12 protein-coding genes and 1 riboswitch are annotated in these 14,346 nt (G+C 69.0%); of the genes, 6 read left to right on the forward strand and 6 right to left on the reverse strand.

The features are described from left to right. Positions 1-281: 281 nt before the first annotated feature. Both AB0D18_RS02865 and AB0D18_RS02870 read left to right on the forward strand, forming a co-directional pair. Positions 282-2,264: a cellulose synthase catalytic subunit gene (locus AB0D18_RS02865; protein ID WP_362411621.1), complete on the forward strand. Its 1,983-nt coding sequence runs from the start codon at positions 282-284 to the stop codon at positions 2,262-2,264. Further along, positions 2,261-4,195: a kelch motif-containing protein gene (locus tag AB0D18_RS02870; RefSeq protein WP_362411624.1), complete on the forward strand. Its 1,935-nt coding sequence runs from the start codon at positions 2,261-2,263 to the stop codon at positions 4,193-4,195. Before AB0D18_RS02865 ends, AB0D18_RS02870 begins: the two co-directional genes overlap by 4 nt. Positions 4,196-4,294: 99 nt before the next feature. On the opposite strand, the gene AB0D18_RS02875 is transcribed toward AB0D18_RS02870, so the two are convergent. Beyond that, positions 4,295-5,311, reverse strand: a complete 1,017-nt coding sequence (locus tag AB0D18_RS02875; protein ID WP_362411627.1) for a glycoside hydrolase family 6 protein — start codon at positions 5,309-5,311, stop codon at positions 4,295-4,297. A 323-nt stretch (positions 5,312-5,634) separates the two neighbouring features. Between AB0D18_RS02875 and AB0D18_RS02880 the strand changes: the two genes are divergently transcribed. The 4 genes from AB0D18_RS02880 to AB0D18_RS02895 all read left to right on the forward strand — a co-directional run bounded on the left by AB0D18_RS02880 (position 5,635) and on the right by AB0D18_RS02895 (position 8,829). Further along, positions 5,635-6,381 (forward strand): GAF and ANTAR domain-containing protein, encoded by a 747-nt coding sequence (locus tag AB0D18_RS02880; RefSeq protein WP_362411630.1) that lies wholly within the window; start codon positions 5,635-5,637, stop codon positions 6,379-6,381. 58 nt (positions 6,382-6,439) lie between these two features. Further along, positions 6,440-7,267, forward strand: coding sequence for a GAF and ANTAR domain-containing protein (locus AB0D18_RS02885; protein WP_362411633.1), 828 nt, complete (start codon positions 6,440-6,442; stop codon positions 7,265-7,267). Positions 7,268-7,565: 298 nt separating this feature from the next. After that, positions 7,566-7,728: riboswitch (cobalamin riboswitch) on the forward strand. A gap of 34 nt (positions 7,729-7,762) precedes the next feature. Continuing rightward, entirely contained in the window at positions 7,763-7,981 is a 219-nt protein-coding gene (locus AB0D18_RS02890; RefSeq protein WP_362411636.1) for a CbtB-domain containing protein, read from the forward strand. 17 nt (positions 7,982-7,998) lie between these two features. Further along, on the forward strand, positions 7,999-8,829 hold the full coding sequence (locus AB0D18_RS02895) for a CbtA family protein (protein WP_362411639.1): 831 nt from the start codon (positions 7,999-8,001) through the stop codon (positions 8,827-8,829). Here the strand turns inward: AB0D18_RS02895 and AB0D18_RS02900 are convergent. The 5 genes from AB0D18_RS02900 to AB0D18_RS02920 all read right to left on the reverse strand — a co-directional run bounded on the left by AB0D18_RS02900 (position 8,796) and on the right by AB0D18_RS02920 (position 14,320). Continuing rightward, complete coding sequence (locus AB0D18_RS02900; protein ID WP_362411642.1) at positions 8,796-9,491, reverse strand: class F sortase; 696 nt, start codon at positions 9,489-9,491, stop codon at positions 8,796-8,798. The genes AB0D18_RS02895 and AB0D18_RS02900 overlap by 34 nt on opposite strands. A 104-nt stretch (positions 9,492-9,595) precedes the next feature. Continuing rightward, entirely contained in the window at positions 9,596-10,147 is a 552-nt protein-coding gene (locus tag AB0D18_RS02905; RefSeq protein WP_362411645.1) for a hypothetical protein, read from the reverse strand. Positions 10,148-10,261: 114 nt separating this feature from the next. Beyond that, positions 10,262-11,041 carry an HAD-IIA family hydrolase gene (locus AB0D18_RS02910; RefSeq protein WP_362411648.1) on the reverse strand — a complete coding sequence of 260 codons (780 nt, stop codon included), beginning with the start codon at positions 11,039-11,041 and terminating at the stop codon, positions 10,262-10,264. Between the two features lie 91 nt (positions 11,042-11,132). Continuing rightward, positions 11,133-12,644, reverse strand: coding sequence for an alkaline phosphatase family protein (locus tag AB0D18_RS02915; protein WP_362411651.1), 1,512 nt, complete (start codon positions 12,642-12,644; stop codon positions 11,133-11,135). 104 nt (positions 12,645-12,748) lie between these two features. Further along, entirely contained in the window at positions 12,749-14,320 is a 1,572-nt protein-coding gene (locus tag AB0D18_RS02920) for an alkaline phosphatase family protein (protein ID WP_362411654.1), read from the reverse strand. Positions 14,321-14,346 lie beyond the last annotated feature (26 nt).

Consider the following 14,346-nt stretch of genomic DNA (forward strand, 5'->3'; position numbering starts at 1 on the left):
GCCCGTGGCTCCAATGGGGCGGACGGTTCGACGAGTTGAGGCTCGGACGGCCGACGGGGAGACGGCCGGGCCATGCGGGGTGCATCAGCACCCCACGGGGTGGGGGCCCCTATCGCCGATGGATATCGGGGCGGGCATCATGCAACCGGAAGGTTGCCGTCCTGTGTCTGTGGTGATGGCGGGCCGACCAATGATGCGTTCGGGACGGTCGAGGGGGACCGCCAGCGAGCGACCAGACCTACGAACACACGCAGCCAGCCTTGCGTGCGGGGGGATGACTCATGACGTCGACGCCGAGCGGCGCCGGGCAGTACCACGACCCTACCCATGACCCCACCCAGACGACGCAGCTCCGGGTCCCCCCGCAGCTGGGTTCCGAGGGTCCGGGCCGCCGAAAGCAGAAGGCGCTGCCCAAGTACGACTACGAGCACTACAGCCGGCTGGCCGGTCCGCTGACCCAGCCGGACCCCAGTAAGCCGTACAAGGTCCAGTACCGGTCGCTGATCTCCCAGGAGACGCACCGCATCCGGGCGGCCCTGCTGCTCGGTGCCGCACCGCTGCTCTCGCTGGCCCTGTTCGTCTGGCTGATGCAGCCGAGCCACTGGACCGACCGCGACCCGAACCTCCAGGACGACCTCCTGCGTGCGCTCGACGTCGTCATGCTGGTGTCGATCGGTCTCATCGAGCTCTTCCGCACCCTGAACGTGCTCTCCAACGCGCACGCCACGCTCGTCGCGCGCGACCCGATCCCGGTCGTCCCCGAGACCGGCACCCGGGTCGCCTTCATGACCTCCTTCGTGCCCGGCAAGGAGCCGCTGGAGATGGTCACCAAGACCCTGGAGGCGGCCGTCAAGATCCGCCACCGGGGCCTGCTGCACATCTGGCTGCTCGACGAGGGCGACGACCCGGCCGTCAAGGAGGTCTGCGCCCGTCTCGGCGTCCACCACTTCTCCCGCAAGGGCATCGCCAAGTGGAACCAGAAGAAGGGCGCCCACCGCGCCAAGACCAAGCACGGCAACTACAACGCCTGGCTGGACGCGCACGGTGACGACTACGACTACTTCGCCTCGGTCGACACCGACCACATCCCGCTCCCGAACTACCTGGAGCGCATGCTCGGCTACTTCCGTGACCCGAACATCGGCTTCGTCATCGGCCCGCAGGTCTACGGCAACTACGACTCCTTCGTCACGAAGGCCGCCGAGTCGCAGCAGTTCCTCTTCCACGCCCTGATCCAGCGCGCGGGCAACCGCTACGGCGCCCCCATGTTCGTGGGCACGTCCAACGCGGTCCGCATCAAGGCGCTGAAGCAGATCGGCGGTCTGTACGACTCGATCACCGAGGACATGGCGACGGGCTTCGAGATCCACCGCGCCAAGAACCCGGCCACCGGCAAGAAGTGGCGCTCGGTCTACACCCCGGACGTGCTGGCCGTCGGCGAGGGCCCGACCGCCTGGACCGACTTCTTCACCCAGCAGCTCCGCTGGTCGCGCGGTACGTACGAGACGATCCTCAAGCAGTACTGGAGGGGCTTCGGCACGCTGCCCCCCGGCAAGATGTTCAACTACACGATGATGATCATCTTCTACCCGATGTCCGCCATGAACTGGATTCTGGCCGCGCTCTCCTGCGCGCTGTTCCTGGGCATGGGCGCCTCGGGTGTCCAGATCGACCCGGTCATCTGGATGATGCTGTACGGCAACGCCTCCGCGCTCCAGATCGGCCTCTACATCTGGAACCGCCGCCACAACGTCTCGCCGCACGAGCCCGAGGGCTCCGGCGGTCTGGCCGGCATGGCGATGTCCGCGATGTCCGCACCGATCTACGCGCGCTCACTGATGGACGCCGTGCTGCGCCGCAAGTCCAGCTTCGTCGTGACGCCCAAGGGCGACTCGTCCAGCCCGGACACGCTCACCGGCACCTTCCGTATCCACATGTTCTTCATCGTGATCTTCGGCGGGTCCATCGCAGCCTCGTACTTCCTCGGCCACTCGCACCCCGCGATGGTCCTCTGGGCCTCGCTCGCCCTGCTGGTCACGGCGGCGCCGATCATCGCCTGGCGGCTGGGCATGCGGGACGAGAAGAAGAAGGGCAAGCCGGGCCCGCAGCAGGGACCGGGTTCCGCGGGCAGTACCCCGGAGTACGACGCACCGGCCGGCTACCCCGGGCAGCACCCCGAGGGCCACGCCCCGCAGCAGAAGCCGAGCTGGGCCGCGGCCGATCAGACCATGCAGATTTCTTCCCTTGGGGGACGTAAGAAATGAGTTTCCGTCCGAGCCGCCGGGCCAAAAGACTGTCGATCACGGCCGCGGTGGTTGTTGCTCTGGCGGCGTTCAACGGGCCGGCGCTGTACCGCTTCGGTTCGGAGCAGTACCACGAGTACAAGATCAACCGTCCTGAGTACAAGGCAGAGAACGGCCACTGGGACTTCCTCGACGTCCCGACGGACAAGAAGATCAACACGATCCACTCGGCGCTGCTGAACACCGGCAAGGTGCTGATGATCGCGGGCTCCGGCAACAACCAGAAGAACTTCGACGCGAAGAAGTTCGAGTCGATCCTCTGGGACCCGAAGGCCAACACCTTCAAGAAGATCCCGACGCCGAAGGACATGTTCTGCTCGGGTCACACGCAGCTGCCCGACGGCAAGCTGCTGGTCGCGGGCGGTACGAAGCAGTACGAGAAGCTCGAGGGTGACGTCACCAAGGCCGGTGGCCTGATGGTCGTGCACAACGAGAACCCGGACAAGCCGATAACGCTGCCCGCCGGCACGGTCTTCACCGGCAAGAAGAACGGCAAGTCGTACGTCACCAAGGACCCGGTCCTGGTCGAGAAGGCCAAGAAGGTCTTCGACAAGAACACCGGCCGGTTCCTGCGCAACGACCCGGGTCTCGGCCGTATCTACGTCGAGGCCAAGCAGACCGGCAAGCAGTACGAGACGGGCGCCCAGGACAACTACGCCATCCCCTCGCTGACCGGCGTCGACGCCCGCAACACCTACGGCGTGGCCGAGAAGCTGGCCCTGGATAAGAAGGACTTCCAGGGCATCCGGGAGGCCTACGAGTTCGACCCGGTCTCGGAGAAGTACATCACCGTCGACCCGATGAACGAGGCCCGCTGGTACCCCTCGCTGACCACGCTCAAGGACGGCAAGGTCCTGGCGACGTCCGGTCTCGACGACATCGGCCAGATCGTCCCGGGCAAGGACGAGATCTACAACCCGAAGACGAAGACCTGGAAGTACACGGGCTTCGAGCGGCGGCTGCCGACCTACCCGTCGCTGTTCCTGCTGGACGACGGCAAGCTCTTCTACTCGGGCTCCAACGCCGGTTACGGCCCGGCCGACGTCGGCCGCGAGCCCGGCATCTGGAACATCGACAACAACAACTTCAAGAAGATCCCGGGCATGAGCGACCCGGACCAGCTGGAGACCTCGGCGTCGGTCATGCTGCCGCCCGCGCAGGACCAGAAGTTCATGGTCATCGGCGGTGGCGGCGTCGGCGAGTCCGAGAAGTCCTCCGAGAAGACCCGGCTGGTCGACACCAAGATGCCCAACCCGGCCTTCAAGGACGGGCCCTCGCTCGACAAGGGCACCCGCTACCCCAGCGCCTCGCTGATGCCGGACGACACGGTGCTGGTCACCGGCGGCTCCGAGGACTACCGCGGGCGCAGCGACTCCAACATCCGTGAGGCCCGTACGTACGACCCGAAGTCCAACCAGTTCAAGCGGCTCGCGGACCCGAACGTGGGGCGCAACTACCACTCGGGTTCGGTGCTGCTTCCCGACGGACGGGTCATGATCGCGGGTTCCGACTCGCTCTACTCGGACAAGGCCAACACCCGGCCCGGCGTCTTCGAGCAGCGCATCGAGATCTACACCCCGCCGTACCTCTACCGCGACTCGCGGCCCAAGCTCACCGACGGGCCGAAGAAGATCGCGCGGGGCGGCTCGGGCACCTTCAAGTCGCAGCACGCGTCGTCGATCAAGACGGCGAAGCTGATGCGGCCGAGCTCCGTCACGCACATGACGGACATGGACCAGCGCAGCATCGCGCTGGACGTCAAGAAGACGGCCGACGGCATCACGGTCACCGTCCCGGCGAACCGCGCACTGGTGCCCTCCGGGAGCTACATGCTGTTCGTGACGGACGACCAGGGCACGCCTTCCGAGGCGGTCTGGGTCGAGGTTCCGTAACCACGGCACGGAGCACATGAGTGCATACGAGTAAGGGGCGCCCTCCGTGGAGGGCGCCCCTTACTCATTGCGTCACTTACCTGGCACTTGTTGCGTCACTTACTTGGCGTTCTTCGCCAGCTCCACCGCGTAGTCCGCGAACCAGCGGCCGGCCTGCGGGCCGCCCTTGCAGTCGCCGTCCGACTCACCGGGGCGCTTGATCCACAGCAGCGCGTGCACCTGCGGGTCACCGGTCGCGGTGGTGGGCGCCTCGCCGAGGGCGCGTCCTGGCGGGTTGCACCAGCGCTCCTCGGGCTTGCCACCGGTCCAGGGCCCGTTGCCGTTGCGGCTGGTGTCGATGACGAACGGCTTGTTGCCGACCTTCGCGGAGAGCTCCTTGCCGTACTTCTTGCTCTCCTCGGTGGTGTAGAAGTTCGACACGTTCACCGAGAAGCCGTCGGCCGCGTCGACGCCCGACCACTTCAGCGGCTCGAAGATCTGGTCCGGCTTGCCCCAGCCCGCGTTGCCCGCGTCCAGGTAGACCTTGGTCTTCGGCTGCTGCTTGAGGGTCTTGATCGCGCCCTTGAGGAGGTCGTAGCGCTCCTCGTGGAACTTGTCAGGGGTGCACTTGTCGACCATGTGCAGCACCGCGTCCGGTTCCAGGATCACGGTGGCCGGGCGGTCGCCGATGCCCTCGGCGACCTCCTTGACGAAGGCGCGGTAGGCGTTGCCGTCGGCGGCGCCGCCGCCGGAGAAGTTGCCGCAGTCGCGGTGCGGGATGTTGTAGACGACCAGGATCGCCTCGCGGTCGGCCTGGGCGGCGGCCTCGGTGAAGCCCTTGGCCTGCTCCTTGGCGTTCTCCGGGATCAGCCACTCGCCGGCCGGCTGCTGGGCGATCTTCTTGATCAGGTCCTGCTTGCCCTTGTCGTCCTCGTCGGCGAGCGCCTTGGCCGCCTTGGCGTCCGGATTGACCCAGTACGGGTCGTCACCCTTGGGCAGTTGGGAGACCGGCGGATTCTTCCCCGCACTCCCGCCGTCGCCCCCTTCGCCGCCCGAAGTGCAGCCGGTCAGGAGCAGCGCGGCCCCCACCGCGACCGCTCCCACTGCTCGCACTCGTCCGCTGTAACTGCCGTACATCGACTCCCCCTTGGGCGCCTTTGCGAAGACCGACCTTCTCGAAAGCTCTCGAAGGTGACCGTCTCGAAGATGAAAGAAATTCCGAGGCAGCCCCCCAGGCGCCCCTGCCCGGACAGATCCGGTCGAATCCAATCCTGACACACCGGGCCCCGCCCCCACGCGGCGTGCCCTGCTTCGTCGAGAACCTGTTGCACCGCGTTCAACCAGCCCGTTCGGGGGCATCCGGATACGATGAGGCGGTCCGAAGGACACACTTCTATCCTCTTCGCAGCACACTTCCGACACACTTGGCAGTACCCGGACAGCACCCTCGGAGGGAGTGCGTGGTCAGCACCCGTATGGCCGCCCTGCTCGACGAGCTGGCGGTCCGCCGCACTGCCGGACTCGACGAGTCCTTCGCCCGCCACTGCTCCGAGGCCCTGGGAGTGGACGGGCTTGCCGTCACGCTCTCCCGCGGCACCCCCACGCAGCAGAGCGGCGAACCGGTGTGGTTCTCGGGGTCCGCGAGCGTGGCGCTGGAGGATCTCCAGTTCACTCTCGGCGAGGGGCCCGGCACGGACGCGCTGCGCACCGGCCGGCTCGTCCTGGAGGGCGACCTGGGGCTGGTCTCGCGGGAGCGCTGGCCCGGTTTCCTGCCCGCCGCCGAGATGCTCGGGGTGCGGGCGGTGTTCTCCGTACCGCTGCAGATCGGCGCGATCCTGGTGGGGGTCCTGACCTGTCACCGGGCCGACCCCGCCCCGCTGGACCAGGAGTCGCTCGCCAACCTGCTGGTGTTCGCGGACGCGCTGACCCTGACCCTGCTGGGCAGTACGGAGAGCGCGGGACCCGGCACCGGCAGCTGGCTCGCGGCGGACGCGTCCCTGTACCGGGCGGAGGTGCACCAGGCCACCGGGATGATCTCGGTCCGGCTCGGCGTGCCCCCCGCGGCGGCCCTGGTACGGCTGCGGGCTTATGCGTACGCCGCCGAAGCGCCCATCCTGGAAGTAGCCAGGGATGTGGTGGCGCGGCGGCTGCGCTTCACCTCCGACGGGGCGCTGCGCGACGGCGACGGATCGGAATCGACACGATGACTCATGGGAAGCGCCCCGGGCGCCCCGCCCGGCAGCATGACAGATGTGGGTGACAGGCATGGACAGCAACGTGCGCGAACAGAAGATCGCGACGGCTTTCGTCGAGCTGGCCGACACTCTGGTCGACGACTTCGACGTGATCGAGTTTCTGCAACGGCTGGCCGTCCGCTGCGTCGAGCTGCTCGATGTGTCGGCCGCCGGGCTGATGCTGGTCAACCAGCGCGGCCAGCTGCAGACCGCGGCGTCGTCCGACGAGCGCGCCTGGCTGCTCGACCTGCTGGAGATCCAGCACCAGGAGGGCCCCTGCCTGGACTGCTTCCACAGCCGTACGACCGTTCTGCCGGTCTCCCTGGACACCGCGGAGATCCTGGAGCGCTGGCCGGTGTTCGCTCCGCGCGCCCGGGAGTACGGCTTCCACGCCACGTACGCGATCCCGCTGCGGCTGCGCGACACGGTGATCGGCGCCCTCAACCTGTTCGTCACCACGCCCCGGCTGGAGCTGGGGCCCGGTGACGTGGAGCTGGCGCAGGCCCTCGCGGACGCCGCGACCATCGGCATCCTCCAGCAGCGCACCATCCGGCAGAGCGAGCTGCTCACCGGGCAGCTCCAGTCGGCGCTGACCAGCCGGGTGCGCCTGGAGCAGGCCAAGGGGATGCTCGCCGAGCGGTGGGCGGTCTCGGTGGACGAAGCGTTCGCCGGGATGCGGTCGTACGCACGCCGGAATCAGCTGGCGCTGTCGGAGGTGGCGCTGGAGCTGGTACAGGGGACGCTGGACTCGGAGGCGGTCCGTGCGAAGCCGCGTACGGAACCCCGCAAGGAATCCCGTAAGGAGTCCCGCGGGACGCCCCGCACCCAGGACAAGAGCGGAGAAAACGGTTCTCGCTGACGCGGTGGGGACAACTGGGGCTACACCCGCAGCGACTTTGCTGTGACATTGCGTCAATTCCCCTATGGAGAACGGAGCTTGAGCCCTCTAGAGTGGGAGGGCGGCCCCAGCCCCCGGCCCGCAGTTCCGAGTTGGTTTCTCCAGAACCTCCCGCGACGGCGCCGGGCTTCTCCCGCAGTTCGTGCGCGCGCGGTCGAGGACCGGCCCGGCCGACGGCTCCGGGGGGAGCGAGCAGTCGGCCGGGCCAGGTGCTTCTCACGCCCCCCTGAGCGTTCTCGCGCCCCCCTGGGGCGTATTGACAGTGCACTGCCAGGCTGGGACTCTCCGGAGGACAACTCCACACTTCGAGGCGACGGTAAGCAGGAACTCCGGTGCGATTCCGGGGCGGTCCCGCCACTGTGACCACAGCTGCCGCATGCGGCTGTGGGAGTCAGGAACTGACCCGTCGTCCTCCTGCCATGGGGCGTGGAAACCCCAGAAGGAGGCTCACCCGACATGTCCGTGTCTGCCCAGCAGTCCGCACAGACCACCGACCTGGCTGCCGCGACCACCCGCACCCGGGATCTGATGATCCTGGCCGCCGCGGTGATCGTGGCCCTGATCGCGCTGTACGCCGTGTTCATGGACAACGGCCACATCATCTCCGCGACCGGCAGCTACCTGCACGAGTTCTCGCACGACGGCCGGCACCTCTTCGGTGCCCCTTGCCACTGATCGGGGCCGTACGCACCATGAACAACCCGAGTCCCGTACTTCCCCTGCTCGGCCGCGGTCTCGCGGCGGGCGGGGCCGCAGGCCTGGTCACCGGCCTGTTCTCGCTGCTGCTCGCCGAACCCGTGATGGACAGGGCGATCGTCCTCGAAGAGGCGCGTTCGGCCAAGGCGGAGGCGGCGGAGCACGCGCACGCGGCGGCGGGCGCCGTCGCGGAGCACCACGAGGAACTGTTCTCCCGCTCCCAGCAGCACTTCGGCCTGGTCGTCACGGCCGTCGTCGCCGGCCTGGCCCTGGGCGCGCTGTTCGCGGTCGCCTATGCGCTGGTGCACCGCCGTACCGGCTTCCTCGTACGGGCGTGGCCGCGGGCCCTCGCGTTCTGCGCCGCCGCGTTCGTCGCGGTCGCGCTGCTGCCGGGGCTGCGTTACCCGGCAGCCCCGCCCGGCGTCGGCGACGCCAACACCGTCGGCGAGCGCCAGACGCTGTGGCTGGCCGCCGTCGTCATCTCGGTCCTGGGCATGCTGCTGGCCTGGCAGGTGTACGTACGCCTGGCGGGCAAGGCGGACCCGGTGCGGCACGGGGCGGTGTTCCTGATCGGGGCGGCCACCCTCGCCGTACTGTTCCTGCTGCCCGGCAATCCGGACGAAGTCCCCGTACCCGCAACGCTGTTGTGGGACTTCCGGGTGCTGTCGCTCGGGTCGCAGGTGCTGCTGTGGGCCGTGTTCGCGGCGGTCTTCGGCGGTCTTGGGCTGCGTGCCACGAAGCGGGCCGGATCACCCGCCCCCGCTCGGGCCGCGTCCTCTCAGGCTGCGTCTTCTCAAGACTCGGCACCGGCGACCGCCGGGGCCTGAGTGACGCCCGTCAGATAGGCGGAGACGACCACATTGGCCGTGTAGGAGCGGGCGTTGTGGTCGTACGTACCGCCGCAGGTGATCAGGCGCAGCTCGGCGCGGCCGTCCTCGCGGGGTCCGTAGACCTTCTTCGCGTCGAACTTGTCGCGGCTGAAGACCTGGACGTCTTCGACGGTGAACTCGGTGACTGTTCCGTCCGCCCCGGTGATCTTGATCTTTTCGCCGGGACGGGCGGAGCTGAGGCCGTAGAACACGGCCGGTTTGCTCCTGGTGTCGACGTGCCCCACGAACAGGGCGACTCCGCTCGCTCCGGGGCGGGTGCCGTTCCGGTACCAGCCGACCTCGCGCGGCTGCTCGTACGGCGGCGGGTCGACCGCACCTCCGGCGTCGAGTCCGCGCGCGCTGACCGGCGCTTTGATGCCGAGCGAGGGGACGTCGAGGCGGCCGGGGCGTACGCCCGTGACCGGTTCGTGCGCGTCGGGCAGTTCGACCTGCAGCAGTGGGCGTCCCACCGCGGCCACGTCACCGGTGGTCGGAGCGGCGTTGCCGCTCGGGCCGTTGGTGAGGTCGCGGCCCCACAGCCACAGTCCTAGGAGCAGCACCGCCCAGGCGATGCCGGTGAGCATCCGGCCTTTGCCGGAAGCGGTCTGGTCGGAGCTCATTGCTGCGGGGCTCCCTTCGGGCGGGTTTGTTGCCTTCGTGCGGGTTCGTTGTGGCTGGTCGCGCCCACGCGGCGGAGCCGCAGATTCGACACAGCCCCGCGCCCCTAAAGGCGCTTGCGGCGGCGGGCCGAGCGGCCGGCGATGGCGATGGCGGCGGCGGCCGCGAGGCCGAGGCCGATCAGGGTGTGCGAGGTGCCGGGGCCGTCGGACTCTGCAGCCAGGGCGGTGCCGCCGCCGCCCGCGCGGACGGGGGCGGTCGGTTCGGTCCTGTGGTGGACGACGGTGACGTTGCCGCTGGCGCTGCCGTCGCCGTCCTCGCACTTGACGTGGATGCCGTAGTCGCGCCCCTGGGCGTCGGAGCGGATGCGCGCCTCGGCGAACAGGCCGCCGTCGGCCGCGGGGTTGAAGTACGCGGGCGAGGAGAACGCCTCCGACGTGCCGACGGCCTTCTTGCCGTTGCAGATGTGGACCCGCAGATCCACTTCCCCGCCGGCCGCGATGGTGGACGGGGTGACGGTGACGTTGCGGTTCTCTTCGTTGTTGGTGACGGTGACCGGCGCGGGGACGGCCGGTACTGCGGCGAGGGCGGCGGGCGCGGGGACGAGTACCGCCGCGAGTGCCGCACCCGCACACAGAGTGAGATGCGATGAGCGCATGGTGAACCTCCTGGTACTTCGAAGATTCACCCGTACGCGAGGTTCCGCATCCGCAGGGGCCCGTCACTGCGCCGTACGGGCCCCTGCGGCGTCGTCGGAGCCGTCAGATGCGCGTCAGATGCGCTCGACCAGGTCCGCGATCGAGTCGACGACGGTGGACGGCCGGAACGGGTACCGGTCGATGTCGTCCTTGCCGGTCAGCCCGGTGAGCACCAGGAACGTCTCCATGCCCGCCTCCAGGCCGGCCAGCACGTCGGTGTCCATCCGGTCGCCGATCATGGCGCTGGACTCGGAGTGCGCGCCGATCGCGTTGAGGCCGGTGCGCATCATCAGCGGGTTGGGCTTGCCCGCGAAGTACGGGTCCTTGCCGGTCGCCTTGGTGATCAGCGCGGCGACCGCGCCGGTGGCGGGCAGCGGGCCCTCGGCGGAGGGGCCGGTCTCGTCGGGGTTGGTGCAGATGAAGCGGGCGCCGCCGTTGATCAGCCGGATCGCCTTGGTGAGGGCCTCGAAGCTGTACGTACGGGTCTCGCCGAGCACCACGTAGTCCGGCTCGTGGTCGGTGAGCACGTACCCGATGTCGTGCAGCGCGGTGGTCAGTCCTGCCTCGCCGATGACGTACGCGGTGCCGCCGGGGCGCTGGTCGTCCAGGAACCGGGCGGTGGCGAGCGCGGAGGTCCAGATGTTCTCCACCGGCACGTCCAGCCCCATCCGGGCGAGGCGTGCGTGCAGGTCACGGGCGGTGTAGATGGAGTTGTTGGTGAGTACCAGGAACGGCTTTCCGGTGTCCCGGAGCTTCCTGATGAAGGCGTCGGCACCGGGGATCGGGACGCCCTCGTGGATGAGGACTCCGTCCATGTCGGTGAGCCAGGATTCGATCGGCTTGCGCTCTGCCATCTGGTGGGACTCCCGCCGTGCGTACACATGAAGACAAGGGGCGCGCACAACCCTGTGCACGCCCCCAGCCTAATGTGAGTAAGCCCCAACCTCAGGCGGTGATGTGGACGCCGTCGATCGTCCAGTACCAGTTGTTGCCGCCGGTGTAGCGGAAGCGGACCTGGGCGGTGGTGGCCCCGGCCGGGACCTGGAGCACAATCGTCTCGACCCGGGACGAGGCGTTCGCCGTGTACGTCTTCACGACGGCCGGCGCCCCACCCCCGTACGAGACGAGGACCTCGGCCTTCTGCGGGGCCTCGTGCCGGTAGTACGAGGTGTACGTGAGCGTGGCCGGGCGGCCCGCCTGTACCGGGAACGCCGGGCTGACCAGCGTCGAATCGAAGGTCCCGGTGCACGCCTTGTCGGACCACTCGTCGCCGTCGCACACCGCGAAGACGCCCCGGGCGCGGACGTTGAGCTCGCGCTCCTGGCCCTTCTCGGCCTTGGTCCAGAACTCGTCGGTGGTGAAGGACCAGCCGCGCCACTCGGTGACGCCGCCGGTGCCCATCCTCGCGTTGTCGACCGACCAGCCGGCGGGCGCGACGTGCGTGAAGCCGAGGACGTCGGCGCCGATGTCTCTCTCGTCGACGGCCTTCTGGAGCGTGCCGCGCAGCGAGTCGAAGGAGTCGGTGACGGGCTGTTGCACGGCCCGCCCGTCAAGCTTCCATGCCGGGTCGAGGGGGATCCCGAGGTGGACGAGGGCGGAGACGGCGACGTCCGGCATCAACACGTCGTACCGGGTGACGCCGGCGGGCAGCCCCGCCCCGGTGGCGATCAGGAAGGTCTGGCGCTCGTCCCACGAGTTGCCTCCGTGGCCGCCGGTCGCGGTGTGCCCGTGGTCGGCGGTGACGAGGATGAGCCAGTCCTCGTTCCCGTACGTGGCACGGGACTTGACGGCAGCGTGGATCTCGCCGACCTGGGCGTCGACGCCGTGCAGCGCGTTGAGGTACGCCTGGCTGGCGTTGCCGCTTGCGTGGCCCGCGTGGTCGACGTTGTCGAGGTGGACGAAGACCGCGTCGACGTCCGTCTTGACCCTGGCGACCGCGCGCTTCGTCGTACCGACGTCGTACTCGGCCTCCGGGGTGGAGACGCGCTCGTCGACCTTCGCGGAGAAGATGAGGTCGGTGACCGGGTTCCAGGACGCCACCGCGTACGTCTTGAGTGCGGGGTTGGCCCTCTCGGCGCGGGTCAGGAAGTCGGGGTAGGTGGTGAAGTCGGCGCCGGTGAACTCGTTGTTGACGACCTTGTGCTTGTCCGGCCACACACCGGTGATCAGCGTGGACCAGCCGGGGCCCGAACTCGTCGGCGCCATCGGGTTGGTGTAGATGCTGGACGGCGCGGTGACGCCGGACGCCATCAGCGCGTCCAGGTTCGGCGTGTCGGCGTCCTTGATGCGGCGGAGCATCGCCCCGTCGAGCCCGATGACCAGGACCTTGGGGATCTTGGCGGCACGGGCCGTGCGCCCGGCGGCGGCGGCCTGGGTGACGGAGGCGAGGGGGCCGGCCGCGGTGGCGACGGCGGCGGCACCGAGGAGGACTGCGCGGCGCGAGATGCCGGAGGACATGTCTCTCTCCAGGAGGGGGAAGGTGGTGCGTGGGACGGGGGACCGTGCCGTACTTCCTTGCCGTACTTCCTTGCCGTACTTACTTCGGTCAACAAGGCCTGGTCTCAGCCCAGTTGGACGTTGTCCACGGCCCAGTACCAGTTGTTGCGGGCGTCGCGCAGCCGGAATTTGACGCGGACCGTGCGGGCGCCGTCCGGCACCGGGACGGTGAGCTTCTCGGCGGTGTTCCTCGCATCGGCGGCGTACGTCTTGACCAGCTGGTCGGCGGCGCCGTCGAAGGACACCAGGACGTCACCGCGCTGCGGCCCGTCCTGGAGGTAGTGACTGAAGAAGGTCAGCGTGACGGAGGACTTCCGGGAGATGCGGTACGCGGGCGACACCAGCGTCGAGTCGAACTCGCCGGTGGTGCTCGGGCTGCCCTTGTCGTCCCACTCGTCAGCGTCGGCGACGGCGATCACACCGCGCCCCCTGGTGAAGTTCTCGCGGTTCTGGCTCTTGTCCGCCCTGGTCCAGAACTCGTCGGTGGTGAGGCTCCAGCCCCGCCACTCCTCGACGCCGGTCGCCGGCATCCGGGAGTTGTCGATGCTCCAGCCGCCCGCCGGGCTGTGCGTGAAGCCGAGCACCGACGCCGGGGTGCCGGTCTCGTCGACGGCCGCCTTGAGCAGCGGGTACGAGGCGTCGAAGCCGTCGGCGAAAGGCCGTTGGAGGGGCTTTCCGTCGAGCCCCCACGCCGGGTCGGGGGTGATGCCGAGCGCGTGGAAGACGGTGGCGACGCCGTCCACGTGCCGGGCGTTGACCGGCTTGGCGCCCACCGGGACACCCGGGCCCTGGGCGAGGGTGAAGACCCGGCGCTCCTCGATGGAGGGGGCGCCGTGGCCGCCTGCGTCGGCGTGCCCGTGGTCGGTGGTGAGGATGATCGTCCAGCGCTCGCGGTGGTAGAACTTGCGGCCCTTGATCGCGGCGATCATCCCGCCGACGTAGCCGTCCATGAGGTCGATCTGTTCCAGGTACTTGGGGCTCATGGCGCCGGAGTTGTGTCCGACGATGTCGCTCTGGCCGAAGTAGATGAAGCAGACGTCGGGGTTCTGGTCGCGCAGGATGCTCTCCGCTGCGGCGGCGATGGTCGCGTCGTGCTGTACGTACCCGTCGGCGTCACCGTCCAGGGCGATCTTGGCACTGGCTCCCGCGGTGACGGTGCCCTCGGAGTCCAGGGGCTTCCAGTCGATGGCCGCGAAGGTGGAGAGGTCCGGGCGCACCTGACGGAGGCGGGCCAGGAAGCCGGGGTACTCGGCGTAGTTCTTGCCCTTGAAGCTGTTGTCGACCACACCGTGCTTGTCGGGCCAGACACCGGTGGAGACGGTGGACCAGCCGGGGCCGGAGGACGTCTGCGCGAGCGGCGGGGCGTACAGCAGGCTGGTGGCGAAAGTGCCCTGAGCCATCAAGGACTTGAAGGTGGGCGCCTTGGCCGCGTGGATGCGGTCGTGGCGCAGACCGTCCATGCCGACGAAGAGGACCTTGTTTCTGCTGGTGCCGTGGGGGAGCTTGGGCACATCGGCGGGGGCGGCGGCGCGGGCAGCAGCCTGGGCGGGCCCGGCGAGGGCTCCCGGTACGGCGGCTGCCGCTGCGGCGGTGGCGCTTGTGGCGAGCACGGTACGGCGTGACATACCTCGGGGCATGGCGAACCTCCAACGGGGACGGGGCT

The organism is Streptomyces sp. NPDC048442 (genome assembly GCF_040651475.1).
Lineage (GTDB): Bacteria > Actinomycetota > Actinomycetes > Streptomycetales > Streptomycetaceae > Streptomyces.